The sequence below is a fragment of the Acinetobacter sp. R933-2 genome (assembly GCF_030325485.1).
GTDB classification, from domain to species: Bacteria; Pseudomonadota; Gammaproteobacteria; order Pseudomonadales; family Moraxellaceae; genus Acinetobacter; species Acinetobacter sichuanensis.
The window spans coordinates 179177-195137 of sequence record NZ_JACAIJ010000001.1; the positions used below are offsets into that span (position 1 = coordinate 179177).

Annotated in this window: 17 protein-coding genes; 9 read left to right on the forward strand and 8 right to left on the reverse strand. The window is 38.0% G+C overall.

Annotation, left to right across the window (positions count from 1 at the left end; genetic code table 11):
• Positions 1-38: 38 nt before the first annotated feature.
• Together HX005_RS00870 and HX005_RS00875 are read right to left on the reverse strand one after the other, a co-directional pair.
• A complete protein-coding gene (locus tag HX005_RS00870; RefSeq protein ID WP_286375968.1) occupies positions 39-1028 on the reverse strand; it encodes an acyltransferase family protein in 990 nt (329 codons plus the stop codon).
• Between the two features lie 30 nt (positions 1029-1058).
• On the reverse strand, positions 1059-1610 hold the full coding sequence (locus HX005_RS00875) for an O-acetyl-ADP-ribose deacetylase (protein ID WP_286375969.1): 552 nt from the start codon (positions 1608-1610) through the stop codon (positions 1059-1061).
• Positions 1611-1731: 121 nt separating this feature from the next.
• Between HX005_RS00875 and HX005_RS00880 the strand changes: the two genes are divergently transcribed.
• The 3 genes from HX005_RS00880 (at position 1732) to HX005_RS00890 (ending at position 4468) form a co-directional block, all read left to right on the forward strand.
• Entirely contained in the window at positions 1732-2667 is a 936-nt protein-coding gene (locus HX005_RS00880; RefSeq protein ID WP_286375970.1) for an LpxL/LpxP family acyltransferase, read from the forward strand.
• Positions 2668-2736: 69 nt separating this feature from the next.
• Positions 2737-3837: a glycosyltransferase family 4 protein gene (locus HX005_RS00885; protein WP_286375971.1), complete on the forward strand. Its 1101-nt coding sequence runs from the start codon at positions 2737-2739 to the stop codon at positions 3835-3837.
• Positions 3838-3904: 67 nt separating this feature from the next.
• The gene (locus tag HX005_RS00890) at positions 3905-4468 is read left to right on the forward strand and encodes a PM1805 family lipoprotein (RefSeq protein WP_286375972.1); all 564 of its coding nucleotides are present in this window, start codon (positions 3905-3907) and stop codon (positions 4466-4468) included.
• A gap of 45 nt (positions 4469-4513) precedes the next feature.
• On the opposite strand, the gene HX005_RS00895 is transcribed toward HX005_RS00890, so the two are convergent.
• Both HX005_RS00895 and HX005_RS00900 read right to left on the reverse strand, forming a co-directional pair.
• Positions 4514-5959, reverse strand: a complete 1446-nt coding sequence (locus HX005_RS00895) for a DUF2252 domain-containing protein (RefSeq protein WP_107006828.1) — start codon at positions 5957-5959, stop codon at positions 4514-4516.
• Positions 5960-6361: 402 nt separating this feature from the next.
• Positions 6362-7489 (reverse strand): endonuclease/exonuclease/phosphatase family protein, encoded by a 1128-nt coding sequence (locus HX005_RS00900; RefSeq protein WP_286375973.1) that lies wholly within the window; start codon positions 7487-7489, stop codon positions 6362-6364.
• A 186-nt stretch (positions 7490-7675) separates the two neighbouring features.
• Between HX005_RS00900 and asd the strand changes: the two genes are divergently transcribed.
• The 5 genes from asd (at position 7676) to truA (ending at position 13646) form a co-directional block, all read left to right on the forward strand.
• The gene (gene asd, locus HX005_RS00905) at positions 7676-8794 is read left to right on the forward strand and encodes an aspartate-semialdehyde dehydrogenase (protein ID WP_286375974.1); all 1119 of its coding nucleotides are present in this window, start codon (positions 7676-7678) and stop codon (positions 8792-8794) included.
• 148 nt (positions 8795-8942) lie between these two features.
• A complete protein-coding gene (locus tag HX005_RS00910) occupies positions 8943-10292 on the forward strand; it encodes a FimV/HubP-related protein (RefSeq protein ID WP_286375975.1) in 1350 nt (449 codons plus the stop codon).
• A gap of 55 nt (positions 10293-10347) precedes the next feature.
• Positions 10348-11790, forward strand: coding sequence for a T4P machinery localization factor FimV (gene fimV, locus HX005_RS00915; RefSeq protein ID WP_286375976.1), 1443 nt, complete (start codon positions 10348-10350; stop codon positions 11788-11790).
• A gap of 63 nt (positions 11791-11853) precedes the next feature.
• On the forward strand, positions 11854-12840 hold the full coding sequence (locus HX005_RS00920; protein ID WP_286375977.1) for an asparaginase domain-containing protein: 987 nt from the start codon (positions 11854-11856) through the stop codon (positions 12838-12840).
• Between the two features lie 8 nt (positions 12841-12848).
• Positions 12849-13646, forward strand: coding sequence for a tRNA pseudouridine(38-40) synthase TruA (truA, locus tag HX005_RS00925; RefSeq protein ID WP_286375978.1), 798 nt, complete (start codon positions 12849-12851; stop codon positions 13644-13646).
• An 87-nt stretch (positions 13647-13733) separates the two neighbouring features.
• Here the strand turns inward: truA and HX005_RS00930 are convergent, their stop codons facing one another.
• The 4 genes from HX005_RS00930 to HX005_RS00945 all read right to left on the reverse strand — a co-directional run bounded on the left by HX005_RS00930 (position 13734) and on the right by HX005_RS00945 (position 15467).
• Positions 13734-13868 (reverse strand): hypothetical protein, encoded by a 135-nt coding sequence (locus HX005_RS00930; RefSeq protein ID WP_286375979.1) that lies wholly within the window; start codon positions 13866-13868, stop codon positions 13734-13736.
• Positions 13869-13975: 107 nt separating this feature from the next.
• Positions 13976-14149, reverse strand: coding sequence for a hypothetical protein (locus HX005_RS00935; RefSeq protein ID WP_286375980.1), 174 nt, complete (start codon positions 14147-14149; stop codon positions 13976-13978).
• Positions 14124-14354, reverse strand: a complete 231-nt coding sequence (locus tag HX005_RS00940; protein ID WP_286375981.1) for an SMI1/KNR4 family protein — start codon at positions 14352-14354, stop codon at positions 14124-14126. Before HX005_RS00940 ends, HX005_RS00935 begins: the two co-directional genes overlap by 26 nt.
• Positions 14355-14456: 102 nt before the next feature.
• On the reverse strand, positions 14457-15467 hold the full coding sequence (locus HX005_RS00945) for an AraC family transcriptional regulator (protein WP_107006836.1): 1011 nt from the start codon (positions 15465-15467) through the stop codon (positions 14457-14459).
• Positions 15468-15696: 229 nt separating this feature from the next.
• Between HX005_RS00945 and infA the strand changes: the two genes are divergently transcribed.
• A complete protein-coding gene (infA, locus tag HX005_RS00950; RefSeq protein WP_001284370.1) occupies positions 15697-15918 on the forward strand; it encodes a translation initiation factor IF-1 in 222 nt (73 codons plus the stop codon).
• The last annotated feature ends 43 nt before the right edge of the window (positions 15919-15961 follow it).

The window sequence follows — 15961 nt, forward strand, 5'->3', positions numbered from 1 at the left end:
GCAAAAAATGCACCAAGACTTGTCATTTACTGCATTTTCTATTTTTTAACGGGTAATAATTTTTGGGTAGGCTGCATTAACCATAATGATATTTTTCTTAAAACACGATCAAAAACAGATTGTTGTAATATCCAACAAGTCAAAACAGAAAGCACAAAACAAATGCTCATTGCTGCAAAGACATTAACATCCAACTTCCAATAACGTGCAATCAATATCACCACAAAACCATGCAGCAAATACACAGGCAAGGTATAAATCCCTAATTTCAACCATTTCCCCTGAAAAAAGTGCATCACGGAGAATAATGCAAGCATACCCACAGTGGATAACATCAAACACAGGATTCGTGTGAATATTCCATCAAAAGCACTGACTTTTAGTTGTGTATAGCTCAAGCTGCCATATAACCAATATTGATTGATCTGAACAAAATACATCAAGATCATACAGACAAATAAGCCAACCACTCCCCACCATTTGACAGTGATTGACTGTTGAATTTTTGCAATTACCGCTTTGCCATACAGCGCACCCAAAATAAAAAATGGGAAAAATACAAAAATCCGCCCTACTGAATATAAATAGTTATTCCAAGGGCTTAAGCCAATCAATATAGACAATAGAATACAAAGAAACAAAGCAAACTGATTTGAAACTTGAATAAGAAAATGAGTCAGTGCAGTCCATACCATCATGCCAAGCAAATACCAAAGCACCCAATAAGGCTTAATCAATACATTCCAGTTCCAATGAAACTGTCCTGACCATAAACTCTCAAATGCGATAAATAAAAACTGAAATGGAATATAAAGTGATAGAAAAAATAGAATATTTTTCAGCCAATTTTGATCTTTATAAAAAATACCTGATACAAAAATAAAAGCAGGCATATGAATCAAATAAATCGTTGCCAACACTGTGTGGCTGATTGGATCATGCCAACCGATCATACGCTCCAGAAAATGCCCAAAGACCACCAGAAAAATCAAAACTGCCTTACTGCTGTCAAGAAATGAGTTGCGCATCACGGCTTATAAATCAAAAAAATTTAGAAATTATATACCTAAAATCTGCACATCCGTCATTTCAAATTGTGCCAATCGCTGACGATAAATTTTAAAATTTTCAATATCAAAACACACAAAATTAATTTCTTTCACAAATTCGGAATTTTGTAAAAATTCAACACTATTTGAAATAGCAATATCAGCCGCATTATATTTAGGAAAACGATAAATCCCTGTAGAAATATTTGGAAATGCCAAAGTCTGTAGTTGCTGCTGTTCTGCCAATTTTAAGCTATTTAAATACGCATTTTGCAATAGTTCAGCTTCTCGATATTGACCATTTTGCCATGTCGGTCCCACTGTATGAATGACAAAGCGACTTGATAATAAACCACCTGTGGTCATCACTGCCTCCCCCACGGCACAACTCCCCTGTTTAGCTCGAATTTGCTCGCACTGTGCTAAAATTTCTTTACCTCCCTTACGGTGAATTGCACCATCCACTCCACCGCCACCCAGTAAAGACGTATTTGCAGCATTAATAATTGCATCTACTTTTTGAATGGTAATATCTCCCTGAATCAACCGAACCACTTTCATTTTATTTCATCCCTGTCTGTGTATTACGCTTTGCAAGATTATAAAACAATGCTTTAAGTCTTTAAATTGAGTTCATGTTACACTTTAATTTGTCTCAATCTGCCTACTCTCTCACATTCCTATGAGTCAAAAGCATCAATACCAATCTGGAAAGTTTTATTGGGCATTCCTGCATCCCAAATACTGGGGAATATGGCTTGCCATTGTCTTTTTGATGTTACTTGCAATTTTACCTTGGGCATTACAACATCGTCTGGCGACTTTTCTAGGAAATGTTGCATTTAAGCGACTGAAATCACGTCGAAAAACGACAGTACGTAATCTGGAAGTCTGTTTTCCTGAGTGGACACCTGAACAAGTACAAGATAATGCTCGTCAGGTTTTTATTGATATGATGCTTGGTGTTTTTGAAACCTTAAATGCTTGGTATTCACCGCAGTGGTTCAAAGGGCGAGTAACTGTTGAGGGACTGGAACATATTCAAAATGCGCAAGCCGAAGATAAAGGCATCTTGTTATTAGGAACACACAGCACTTTACTCGATGCTGGCGGTTATTTATGTGCGCAATATTTTGAGCCAGATGTGGTCTATCGCCCACAAAACAATCCTTTACTCGACATGCTCATTTATCGTTGCCGTGGCACGATTTATAAAGCACAGATTGATCATGATGATATGCGTGGCTTAATTCGTCATTTAAAGGAAGGTGATGCCATCTGGTATAGTCCAGATCAAGATTTTGGCTTAAAACAAGGGGTTATGGCTCCCTTTTTCGGTACACCTGCGGCAACAGTGACGGCACATCGTCGTTTATTGAAAATATCCAAAGCAGTCGCCATTCCCCTGTATTTTTATCGTCATGGTGATATTAAAAATCCACAATACCGAGTGTTGATTGAACCTGCACTGGATCATCTGCCAAGTGATGATGAACTAGATGATGCGATTCGTGTCAACAAAATCATTGAAAATCAGTTAAGAATAGCCCCAACCCAATATATGTGGTTCCACCGTCGCTTCAAAACCCGTCCTGACGGCTATGAAAAGATTTATTAATCTGTTGCAAAAAGTGCGATTACACTGTTCTAAACGCTGCACCAACCTCACAATGACAAGGAAAAACGTATGAAAGTAATGCAACTTCTTCCCGAACTAAATAGTGGTGGTGTAGAACGCGGTACTTTGGAAATTGCCAAAGCGCTCGTTGCAGAGGGTCATCAATCCTTAGTGGTGTCCAATGGCGGACGCTTAGTTCCCGAACTAGAAGCAGAAGGAACAACCCATTTAACGCTGCCCATTCATAAAAAAGCTTTGTCTAGTCTGTGGCAAATCCGACCACTACGTAAACTGATTGAACAACATCAACCTGATATTGTGCATGTGCGTTCACGAGTACCTGCGTGGCTGACGCATTTTGCCCTCAAAGGTATTGCTGTGGAAAAACGTCCGCATCTGATCAGCACTGTACATGGTTTTTACTCTATTAATCGTTATAGTGCCATCATGACACAGGCTGAAAAAGTCATTGCTGTCTCTGACAGCGTAGTCAAATACATTACAGATCATTATAAAAACTGCCCACCTGAAGATATTGTCCGTATTTATCGTGGGATTGATCCCAAAGCATTTCCACATGGTTATCAACCCCCTGCGCAATGGATCAATAAAACTTTTCAAGATTTTCCACAATTAGAAAATAAGTTTTTAATTTGCTTACCTGGACGTATTACTCGCCTTAAAGGTCATGAAACCCTGATTGAGTTGATGGAAAAATTGCGTGATCAATACCCACAACTACATGCTGTTGTGGTCGGCGGCGCAGACCCGAAAAAAGCCGCTTATTTAGATGAATTAGAAAACACCATTAAAAGCAAAAATTTAACTGATCACATCACCTTTGTGAGTCATCGTTCTGACATTCGTGAATGGCTGGCATTTTCTGACTTGGTGCTGTCTTTATCTAATCAAGCAGAAACTTTTGGTCGCACTGCACTAGAAGCACTTTCTGTCGGTACGCCTGTCGTTGGCTGGGACAGAGGTGGTGTCGCTGAAATTTTGGCAAATGTCTATCCACAAGGTAAAATTGCGGTAGATGACAAGGTTGCACTTTTGAATGCTGTAAAATTACATATTGATCAGCCACAACAGGTTGCGCCTGTCACACAGTTCAGTTTAAAAGATATGTGTGATCAAACGATTGAGCTTTATAAAAAAATACTGAAGTAGCTTATTTTATACTGAAAAGCTGAATCATTGAGTTTGGCTTTTTTATTTAAAATATTTGAGAATTAAAATGAAAATTCAAAATAAATTGTTTTATACAAGCTTGGTTATACTCACTTTTTCTTTATCTGCATGCAGTGACACCAAAGAAACAGCCTCCCATACAAAAACAACTCAAACTCAAGAAATCCAAAATCCGCAAGGTCATTGGCAAGTAAAAGGCGATTATCTCTCCACTGCAAATAAACATGACATTAAGACTGATCTTGCGCAATTAACGCTGATCAGCCAAGCCTATAATAGGAAAGTATTAAAAATGCATGAAGACGTTAAAACAGCAGGCAATAACCCTGAAAAAATCAAACAAATTTTAGTAGAAACCAATACTATTCGAGATTATTTCAAACAAAAATATATAGCACTACATCTAAAAAGCTCAGAAGTACAAAATATCCGTACATTAATCATTGATAACTTTATGATCTCAGAACAACTTTATACATTATCTATGCAAGCTGATTTTAGCCTCAATGCACCAAGTGAAGAGTTTAAACAATTATCAAAACGCTCAACGGATTTACAACAAAAAATTGGTACTGAACTTGAGGGATTAAATGCCAAATATACAAAATAACCTATATTTAAAAGCCTCTCATAATGAAAGGCTCTTTCTAAAAGTTTATAACACCTCATCCCCTGCAACGTCTATTTTCCCATTTTCAATTTCTTGTAAAAATTGTGCATAATCCGCTGCATTTCGTTCGGCATATTGAACTGCATATTCCTGAATAACTTTGACAATTTGCTTACCTTCGCCCAAATAGCCCATCAAGACATCGGCATTACCTGCTTTCGCATGCGCATGTGCCAAGGCTAAACCACAACTATCCGCATACTCATAAAGATACACATCGTCCATATCTTCTAAATCTATAGAAACTTTCATGTCACGTAACTGACGGACATAAAACTGTTGATGCTCCTGACTATACGATGCAAAACCCAAGAAAATATCATTTGCTGCTTGCATTAACTGTTGCCCTGAAATGACACGTTCGCCTTCATGTTTGGCTTTTTCAAGAAATAAAGGGCTTAAAATTGAAGGATTTGCTTCTTTCATTTGTAAAATTAAAGGTTCACGATCTGCATCTTCAAACAAAGCAATCGCTGCACGTGTACCCACACTCCCCACACCAACAACTTTTAACGCGATATCAGTACAACGATAACGGTCAAATAACACCTGACGATCAGACTTTAAAGAGTCACGATAACGCTTAAAAAATGCTTTGGAATTTTTCGCAAAAACTTCACCTTTTACAGGATGGCGCAGCAAGGGTGGTTCATCAATAAAACAACGATGTCCTGTTTCTGCATCATAATCCGTAAGTTTCGGCAATACGGATGCAGAAGTACGACGATGCGCTGTCGCTAACTGTTTTTCACGCTTTTTACGAATTTTTTGATCTTCGGTATGTTGCAAAAGTACCGCTGCATCTACTTTTTCATACCAAGTTTGTAAGGGTGATAATGTTCTAAAGTGTTGTAGATGCTGCCGATAAGCATTAAGCATGACTTCAATGGCTTTTAAGCCTACTTTTTCACCGAGCTTAATTTCACTTGCTGCGATGATGAAACTTGTTGCTAGACGTTTTAAGTCCCATTCAAAAGGAGCAACTAAAGTTTCATCAAAATCATTAATGCCAAATAATAAATTACGCTCAGGGCTAGCAAAACCACCAAAATTTAACAAATGACAATCACCACAAATTTGTTGCATCAAACCTGAATGACTTTTTTCCCATACTAAATCATACAACATCAAAGATGGCATACCACGAAAATAAGCAAATGGCGAAACACTCATTCGTTTTGCACGTACAGGTTTTAAAATATCTACACGCCCTTGATTACTCCAATGATAAATCGTTAGTGCATCGACTCCCTTTGGGCGCTCTGAGAGCTGACTCAGTTCTGAACGTGAAATAATTTTTCGTTGAGCTTTACCCAACTCAAAGCCTTGCTCCTGATTCAAGAGTTTATTTTTATATTGATGTGAGGTCAGGTCAATACTGGAATCTGCCCATAAAAATTGTGGCAATTCAGGTGAATTTTTTTTGTGCATAACCAATTTTCTAATTTTGTTTGTGATCAGAAATCATAACATTGGCTTTTTTATCTTGTCATCATTTGTCTGATGTTCATTTAAATCGCTTTTAAATAATTTTAGCTTTGAGTGAAATATTTTTGCTCACCCTAAATAAGCATAACCCGAGTTCTGCATCCTGCAAAACTCGGGTATATGAGGTTGTGCTTTCAAGTTGCTTTTATTTTTATTGTGTTTGGTTGTCCATTCCAACATCATATCCATGATGATTTTCCATCAGCTTCGTCTTCCTTAATTGGGACTCTTCCTTTCCCTATTCCGTGTGCTGATGTGATCATATTAAAGCCTATTCATAAAATTGCCTATCCGCTATGTACCTAAATTGACGTAAGCATTTTCCTACAAATATTAATTTTATATTTAAGGTATTTTTCCATTATCTTTATAATCTTGGGCAATTTCATCAGTCACTATTTTTTCTTCACGCTCTGCTTTTTCAATTCCTTCTTGAATTGCTTCTTGTGCTTCTTGCTCATCATCATCGGTTTGTTCTAACTCTTCTTGAATCGCTTCAAATTCGCGTCCTGTTTGCAAAACAACATAAATAGGAAAATGGTCTGAACCCACATGTGGCAAACGTTCCATGTGTACCAAAGCAAAGTCTGTACTATGAAATAAATGGTCAAGTGACCATCTTAAAAGCTTATAATCTGCATGAAAAGTATTGACATATTTGCGCCCAACACGTGGGTCAAGTAAACCACTTATTCGCTGAAATAAACGCGTTGTTCGAGACCAAGCGACATCATTTAAATCGCCCATCACAATACAGCTTTCATCCAAATCTTTAATTTGATCCCCGACAATCAGTAACTCTGCATCACGTAAGGTAGAGTCTTTTGCTTCAGTTGGACTCGGTGGTTTCGGATGTAAACAATAAAGCTGCACAGGTTGTCCTGAGTCTAAAATTACTGTTGTATGAATAGATGGAATTTCATCACTTAAAATAAATTTGACTTCAGTATCAAGTAATTTCATCTTGCTATACAAATGCATGCCATACAAATTATCTAAAGGTACAGGAACACGATAAGGATAATCCTTCTCGATGCTCGACAATTCATTTTGCCAAGTTTGATCTGTTTCTAAAGTTAATACGATGTCAGGTTGATGCTTTTCAATTTGTTCAATTAACAAATGATATTTATCGTTAGGAGTCAACACATTAGACACAATCACCGAGATTTGCCGTTTAGCATCAAGCTGTTCTGAGCGTACTTGAGCAACTTGTTTTTTCCAAAGAAAAGTATAAGGCAGCACCATTTTTAACTGATATGCCAATGCAACAATCAATAAAATAAAAATAATTTCTCGTTTTAAATCCCATTCACCTTGCCAAAAAATCAATAAAAAAAATGCGATGACGCCCAACGCTAAAATTTGTAAGCGTGGAAAATCTGCACCACGAAACCACCATTCATCTCGTGGAATCAGTGACCAAAAACTCAGCCAAATCACCACACCTGCAAGAATTTCGATCCAAAACATAATTTACACTCTTATATTCTTAATTTTTTATTGATTCATAAATTTATATCAGTTTTGCATGTAACATAAACAAGATATATTGCACAATATTGTTGATGTTTTGATTATGTAGCTATTGCAGTTACATATCCTTTTGATACACTCGAATCCCCCTATTAATTTTTTAACGCACCGAGGCGAAGTGACATGAAAGTAGGTCTGGTCGGTTGGCGCGGGATGGTTGGTTCCGTCCTTATGCAACGTATGGTTGAAGAGAATGATTTTGCTCATTTTGAGCCATTCTATTTTTCTACCAGTAATGCAGGTGGTGAAGCCCCTGCTTTTGGTGGTAAGACTGCCCCAGCACTTATGGATGCATCAGACATTAACAGTCTGAAGCAAATGGATGTCATTATTACCTGTCAAGGTGGCGACTATACCACTGAAGTTTTTCCAAAGCTTAAAGCTGACGGTTGGAATGGCTACTGGATTGATGCTGCATCAACCTTACGTATGGATGATGAAGCGATCATCGTACTTGATCCAGTGAACATGAATGTCATCAAAGATGGTTTAGTCAATGGAACTAAAACATTCGTTGGTGGAAACTGTACAGTTTCACTCATGTTAATGGGCTTAGGCGGTTTATTCCAGAACAATCTTGTGGAATGGGCAACCTCTATGACTTATCAAGCAGCTTCAGGTGCAGGCGCGCAAAATATGCGTGAACTGATCACAGGCATGGGCTACTTATATAACAATACCAAAGATTTACTTGATGACCCACGTTCACCAATTTTAGACATCGACTCTAAAATTGCACAATTACAACGTGGTGAAGGTTTCCCATCAGCAAACTTTGGTGTGCCTTTAGCAGGTTCACTCATTCCTTACATTGACAAACAGCTTGAAAGCGGTCAGTCAAAAGAAGAATGGAAAGGTCAAGTCGAAACCAACAAGATTTTGGGCAATGCGCAAATTGTTCCAATTGATGGTCATTGTGTGCGTATTGGTGCAATGCGTTGCCATTCTCAAGCATTGACTTTGAAATTGAAAAAAGATATTCCTTTAGATGAAATTGAAGATATCTTACGTAATGCAAACCAATGGGCAAAAGTTGTTCCAAATACTCGTGAAGCATCAATGACTGATCTTACACCTGTAGCTGTAACTGGAACTTTAACTGTGCCTGTAGGTCGTCTACGTAAACTCAATATGGGTAAAGAATATCTTGGTGCTTTCACTGTAGGTGACCAATTACTTTGGGGCGCTGCTGAGCCTTTACGCCGTATGTTACGTATTTTAATTGACTATAAAAATGCGTAAATTTAAAAATTTATTTAAATAATGTAAAGCCGAACTGTAAAGTTCGGTTTTTTTATGTAACTATACGGTTAAAAATTTATTTGGGGCGATAACTAAGCAAATCCATGCTTGGTTAGATGACGATAATTTCATTAGAGCAATGAAAGCGATGACCGTATATAACAAACTAAAAATTGCCATATTAGCTATTATTGCATCACAATCTGTATCTGCAATTCAAATTGATCCGATTCAAATTCAATCTGGCTCAGGAGATTTGCTTTATGCAGAGATGAAATTTAGCAATTCAAATCCAAACGAAAAAATTGATGTAGATCTAGCCTCGGCAGAAGACATGGTGGACTTACGTTTATCACATCAACCCTCTGGACATTTGAACTTCTTTACACGCCGTTCAGGTGACGGAAATGGTGTGATTGTGATTACATCATCACGTCCTTTTATTGAGCCTGAACTCAATATTCTGATTAGAGTCAAAGAAGGTAGTGCCACTCATATTCAACAAGTCAAAGCAAGTTTAACACGCACTAAAACGCCTGCGGCTTCGCAAAATATTACAGCAAATGAAAAAGCATTAACGCCTCAAATGATTGTGAGCGAAAAAGAGATTGCTTTAAGTCTGCCAGAAAGTGCTTCACAGCAAATCGTTGCAACTGAGACAACATCAAGCAATTCTGTGACAGCAAAGAGTTCTGATGGTAATAATTTAGCAATTTCTGCAACAAGTTTACCTGAACTTAAAAACAATCAGATCACGCTCAACACACAAACAAGTGCAACAACAAATACGATATTAAAAGAAAATGCCGAAGCAACAAAAGCGGCTTTCTTAAAGTATCATCCAAATGCCCAAGTCAAAGAACAAATGGCATCGGCTGTGCAAAAACCACCGCAAAACACGCAAAAGCCAACTCAAACAAATATAAATACTCAACAAAAACCTGCTCAACAGACGAGAACCAATAAAGGTTCATATACCGTACAAGCCAATGAGTCGTTATGGTCTATTGCAAATAAAATTGCAGCCAAAACAGGACGAAATGTTGCAGATGTTATGCGTGAGTTACAAGCAGATAATCAAAATGCATTTATTCAAGGTGATCCTAATCGGATACGTCAAGGCATTGCTTTAAACCTGTCACAAGCTCTACCAGCAAATCCTCAACAAAAATTTAAACCTGCTCAACCTACAACTGAGCAGAAACCTTCAGCAAAAACAAAATATCGTTTAAATCAAGCTGAAATGAGTATTGTTGCAGATCAGAAAAAAACGACAAACCTAACAACTGAACAAAAAAATAGTCAACAAAATCCAACTTCTGCGGAATTATCCACAAAAGTTATGACAGCACGTGAAAAAACAGTTAAATTACAAAATAACGTGACGCAACTGAGTTTAGCGCTAAATCAAAAAAACAATCGGATTCAGCTACTCAATGCTCGACTTGCACAGATTCAGCAACAATTGCAGCAGGCTGATGCAAAAAAACCGAAGTAATTCACGTATTTTCTTAAATTAAGGTTCATTGGATACAATGAAGGGGTAACGGAACATGTTGTTGTATATCATTCCTTTTGTTTTATTGTTGGTCGTCGCAATTGTTTTAAAAAAACGTGAAAGCAGCAATAACGATGCAGGCACTGGAAAAACAAATAAAGCTACTAATAAAAAAACTGCAAAAAAAAATGTTGCTAAAACTGCACGCTCAAGTCAACGACAATCTACAGAAGTTGTTGAAACACCTGTTGTTGCTCAAGAAACGTTTGTAGAAATTAGTTCAGACTTAAAACAAAAAATTGAAAATCTGATCAAAGAAAAAAACTACTCAGCCGCTGAAGCACAAATCAACCTCGCCCTAAATCAAGATAATCGTCAACATTCGCTATATCTTTATTTATTAGATATTCATTTAGCGCAAAAAGATGATTTTGCAGTTAATCAACTCATTCAATTTATTGGTAGTTTAGGTTTAGACGATATTTTAAAACAAGCTGAAGAAAAAAGAGCGCTTGTTTCAACACAAAAGATTGATGCGATTGAGTTTGAACCCTCTACAACACCTGTTATTCCTGCAACTGCTGCACCAATTGAAAAAAGTCCTGTTTCTGCTGATGCTTTTGATTCACTGGTTGATGTTAAAACTCAGACAAATAACAGTTTTGATTTATTACAAAATGAATATAGTCCAAGTACAAAAACAGAGGCAACGCCTTCTTTAGATTTAGACTTTACTGCTCCAAGTGAAACACCAACAACCCCTGTACCCGATTTAGATTTTGCTCCAAGTCCAGCACCTACTATCGAAGTAGCACAACCGACTGAAACATCTACAGAAGTTGCTGATTTAGACTTTACACTTGCACCAGTAGAAAAAAAGGATAGTGCAGAACAATCAACTGCTCATGAAGCATTAGATTTTTCATTTGGATTAGATACCACTACACCAAGCACACCTGAACCTGTTACTGAAAATACGGTAACAACAGATAGCGCTCCACTTGAGTTTAGTTTTGATCTTAGCCCACAAACAACACCTACACCTGTAGCAGAAGCTAGTCCTCAAACTCCAGACCATTCACCAACAGAAATGCTGACTGAATTCAAAATGGATTTTGATGCACCCACTCAAGAAGCACCAAGTGTTGAAGCAAGCTCGCCAACGCTTGAGTTTAAATTAGATAATACTGATCTTGAAGATAAACCTAATTTTAGTTTTGATGCAGCAGAACCAAGTCCTGTGGAATTGGCACCGCAAACCATCGAAACATTACATACAACAGATACACTTTCTTTCAGTACAGATGATCCTTTAACACAAGCATTTCCTGAGTTATTAGAAGTCAATGAACTTGCTTTAAATTTAGATCTTGCAGAACAATATATCGATCTGGGTGCATATGCTTCAGCACGTGAGATTCTTAGCCAAAATGCTGACCAGTTTTCACCTGCACAACGCGAACAATCACAAAGTTTACTTAACCGCATAGCATCTTAAAATTATTCGTTTTAAGATAAAGCAGTCATTTATGGCTGCTTTTTTATTGTGAACTAGAGAATCATGAACACAAAAATTGCTTTGATTTATATGGGCGGAACCTTTGGATGCGTTGGTGAACCTTTAGCACCTATGCCAGAGGTGGAGTTTATCCCCAAACTACAACACATTCTGCCACCACAACTTAAAATTGAATGTTTTAAAGCACCCAATATTAAAGACAGCAGTGCTTGTACTGCTGTTGACTGGTTGAAGCTGATCCAACAGATTCAAACGCTACAACTGCAAAATTTCCAACATTTCGTTGTTATTCATGGTACAGATACCCTCAGTTATGCTGCTGCAACCTTGTCACATTTTTTAGGAGACTCTTGTCATGTTGTTCTAACAGGCAGTCAATATCCTCTTCTGAATATTCAAGGTGACGATACACGTGAATTTACTGATGCTGTCGACAACTTAAATACAGCACTTGAAGCTGTCAGCAAACTACCTGTCGGTGTCTGTTTGGCTTTTTACCATCAAGTCGTACATGCCAGAACAGCACTCAAAGCCCACAGTACTGCACTTGATGCATTTCGTGGACTCAAAGCTGATCAAAGCGTTCAAATGACACATTCTATGATCAATGTCCAACTGAAACATATTGAAAAAGCACAGCATTTAAATATTGTGAATTGGATGATGGTTCCCACAGAACTTGCTCAATTCAATCAAAATCTACAATCGCTGATTTCCAATGCACCGCATTTTTTAATTTTACAAGCGTATGGTGTAGGCAACCTTGCTGTAAATGCCTCAATCATTCAAAGCTTCAAAGCATTACAACAACAAGGTTGTCAAATTGTGCTCTCGACCCAAGTCCCACTCGGAGGAATGGATCAACGCTATGCCATTAGCCAATGGATCAAAGAATCTAAAGTTTTAATCAGTGATGCACTCAGTCAAGCTGATCTTTATGCCAAAATTCTAAAAATTTATTTACAATACCCAACTCCAGACCAGTGGCATACACATTGGTATGATCATTTTAATCATTCACCTGAATAGGGGTATTTATGCAACGCTTTGCAATTGGTATTGAGTTTTGTGGCATTCGATATAAAGGTTGGCAAACTCAACAGCCTGGCGTACGCAGTATTCAGGAAACAATGGAAAAAGTGCTGAGCACCATTGCAGATGAAAAGATCATTTTACATGGCGCAGGTCGTACTGATGCAGGCGTACATGCGACCAATATGGTGGCGCATTTTGATACCAACGCAATTCGCCCGATGCGTGGTTGGCTGATGGGTGCAAATAGCCAACTGCCTAAAGATATTTCGATCCAATGGATCAAAGAGATGGATCATGACTTTCATGCGCGTTTTAAAGCGCAAGCACGTCGTTATCGCTATGTGGTGTATCAGTCAGCGAACCGACCTGCACTCTTGCATAAACAAGTCACTCACGCCTTTTATCCACTGGATGTCGATAAAATGATTGAGGCTGCGAAAAAGTTCGAAGGTACACATAACTTTGAAAGCTTCCGTGCAGCAGCATGCCAGTCTAATCAACCCATACGCCATGTCAGACACTGCCGTTTGATTCGTCACGGCAACTATCTTGTTTTAGACATTAAAGCAGATGGTTTCTTGCATCACATGGTTCGTAATATTATGGGTTGCCTGTTAGAAGTTGGTAAAGGCATGTATGAAATCGACCATATTGATGAAATATTTGCTGCTGAAGATCGTAAAGCCGCAGGAATTACAGCACCACCTGATGGCTTATACTTTATTCATGCCGATTACCCTGAGCAATTTGAACTCCCTCAAATGCCTTTAGGACCACATTGGCTGAATATGCCTGAGTAATCTCACAATCCGTTTTCAATCCTCCTTACTTAGAAAATCTTTTTAAGGAGGATTAAATCAACATCGTTTTACAATAATATTTTCTATTTATCTTACTGCCGCCTCATGTAAAGACTGATCTAACCAACGCTCATACCAGTTTAAAAAAGTGATGCGCTCACGATTACCCAGCTCTTGCGAAGGATAAATACCACCATCATTGGCACGATCATCTGTCCACATATGACCATACTCTGCCCCATTCACCACAAGATTTAACTTACACCGCAGCCATAATTACAAATTGCAATTACACCATCCATTTGATGTTGATGGAACTCAAAATACTGTCATTCAAATTCTTGTTCATCATCCTCATCACAATTGGCATTAAACGCTTCATTCCACGCTTTTTGATGTGGAAAAGGTAAATCGGGATGCAGTAACTGCGCTGAGTTTGGTCGATCTAAATCGACAAAAAGAACATGCTCAAATGGCTCAAGCCCTAAAAAAAGGACCTGCACCACCATTACCAATATGCATTAAAAACTGGACATATTCATCTGGTAAATGGATACCATATCGCTGCTCAAACTGTTGAATAAGCTCAAGTGATACAGGTGGATTTAACTGATATTGATGCCTTTTAGCACCGAATAAATCTAAATGAGAATCTTGGATTTTCAACTGTGCTAACTTTTGTTGAATGCGTTGTAATTGTTCATACATTTCTTATTCTCAAAAAATAATCAATTTATAATGATCTAGATACAATTAAAAAGCCTCGAATTTTACAACTCGAAGCTTTTGCTCACAGAAATTTAGAAAATATTAACGCTGCTTACGCTTTCTATATTCTACTGGTGTTTCATTGGTCCAACGTTTAAACGCACGATAGAACGTACTCGGTTCAGAAAAACCTGTTAAATAAACAATTCTCTCAACGCTTTCAGTGGTATTTGCCAAAAGTTTCTTCGCCAAACGACAACGATAATCCGACAAGATTTGCTGAAAACTGGTATTCGCTTCAGAAAGCTGTGTACGCAAACGACGGGGTGTAATATTTAACTGTGCGGCAACCGTTTCTAGTGTTGTTTCACCACTTTCTAAAGTTGAACCAATCGCACGGCGTACTTCACCAACCAAATCATAACGAGCCAACTCTTGGAGTTTTTCAATGGCTAGCTGTTCATGTAACTGCAACAGTTCAGGTTCAGCTTGCCACAATGGATACTCCAAAATGGATGGATCGAAATACAAACGCGTTTCTTTTTGCCCTAAACTCACTGGACAGCCATATACCCGAAAGTATTCATCATCTGGCGCACCTTGAGCAAAGTTAAAATCAATATAGATCGGCTCAAAGCGCCCTTCAGTAATAAATTTAAAAAAGCGTAAAATGCCTGAAATCGCACATTCAGAAAAATGACGATTGACAATATTTTCACCCCATGGCTGTTCACCATTGGTGAGATAACAACGCCCCTCATCATCAATGATGAGTTTGGCATGAAATGCATCACTAATTAAACGCTGATAAGCCAACGCTCGTTTTAACCCTTCACCAAAGTTTTCACTAGAAATAAAGAGATGTTCAATGACTTGCCCACGATAAAGTGGTAAGTGCTCACCTAAGTGTAGACCAATATCGGGATCACGACTGACTTCCTCTGCTGCAATCCAAAAAGCATATTGCGCACTTAAAGGTGTACGTGCATTTTGATCGATTTGATTTAATGCCACACCTGCTTTTGATAATAGTTCTTCAGTTGGCAATCCCGCACGACGAATCGCTTGATAGCCTAATCGCAAAACAACCGAAGCATCAGTTAGCTGACTCACGCAGTGCCCTTCCTTGTATCTTATTCATTTATACTTAAAAACATCGTTTTTAGATTACAGTCGATTGACCAAACTGACAACATGTATAAGCAACTTTTTGTTGAAAAAATTTATTTCTTTGTTCGCCTATTTTGACTACATTTGCAATGCTATCTCCTGCCTACATCTTGTTTTTTTCTAAAATTCTGCCTATAATTTGCGCCTTTCCAATTTGATCATCAGGTAGGCTATGGCCAATAAAGAGGAACTTATCGAGTTCGAAGGCGTTGTCACCGAAACGCTTCCTAATACTATGTTCCGTGTACGTTTAGAAAACGGTCACGAAGTGATTGCACACATTTCTGGTAAAATGCGTAAACACTATATTCGTATTTTAACTGGCGACAGTGTAAAAGTGGAAATGACTCCATATGACTTAACTAAAGGTCGTATTACATATCGTGCACGCTAAGTTTTAGCAAGCAAAAAGCCACCATTGTGGCTTTTTTAATGTT

Bases quoted from the DNA above. Each gene is read 5' to 3' on its own strand.
- HX005_RS00870 (WP_286375968.1), bottom strand. From the start codon at position 1,028: ATGCGCAACTCATTTCTTGACAGCAGTAAGGCAGTTTTGATTTTTCTG.
- HX005_RS00875 (WP_286375969.1), bottom strand. From the start codon at position 1,610: ATGAAAGTGGTTCGGTTGATTCAGGGAGATATTACCATTCAAAAAGTA.
- HX005_RS00880 (WP_286375970.1), top strand. From the start codon at position 1,732: ATGAGTCAAAAGCATCAATACCAATCTGGAAAGTTTTATTGGGCATTC.
- HX005_RS00885 (WP_286375971.1), top strand. From the start codon at position 2,737: ATGAAAGTAATGCAACTTCTTCCCGAACTAAATAGTGGTGGTGTAGAA.
- HX005_RS00890 (WP_286375972.1), top strand. From the start codon at position 3,905: ATGAAAATTCAAAATAAATTGTTTTATACAAGCTTGGTTATACTCACT.
- HX005_RS00895 (WP_107006828.1), bottom strand. From the start codon at position 5,959: ATGCACAAAAAAAATTCACCTGAATTGCCACAATTTTTATGGGCAGAT.
- HX005_RS00900 (WP_286375973.1), bottom strand. From the start codon at position 7,489: ATGTTTTGGATCGAAATTCTTGCAGGTGTGGTGATTTGGCTGAGTTTT.
- asd (WP_286375974.1), top strand. From the start codon at position 7,676: ATGAAAGTAGGTCTGGTCGGTTGGCGCGGGATGGTTGGTTCCGTCCTT.
- HX005_RS00910 (WP_286375975.1), top strand. From the start codon at position 8,943: ATGACCGTATATAACAAACTAAAAATTGCCATATTAGCTATTATTGCA.
- fimV (WP_286375976.1), top strand. From the start codon at position 10,348: ATGTTGTTGTATATCATTCCTTTTGTTTTATTGTTGGTCGTCGCAATT.
- HX005_RS00920 (WP_286375977.1), top strand. From the start codon at position 11,854: ATGAACACAAAAATTGCTTTGATTTATATGGGCGGAACCTTTGGATGC.
- truA (WP_286375978.1), top strand. From the start codon at position 12,849: ATGCAACGCTTTGCAATTGGTATTGAGTTTTGTGGCATTCGATATAAA.
- HX005_RS00930 (WP_286375979.1), bottom strand. From the start codon at position 13,868: ATGTGGACAGATGATCGTGCCAATGATGGTGGTATTTATCCTTCGCAA.
- HX005_RS00940 (WP_286375981.1), bottom strand. From the start codon at position 14,354: ATGTATGAACAATTACAACGCATTCAACAAAAGTTAGCACAGTTGAAA.
- infA (WP_001284370.1), top strand. From the start codon at position 15,697: ATGGCCAATAAAGAGGAACTTATCGAGTTCGAAGGCGTTGTCACCGAA.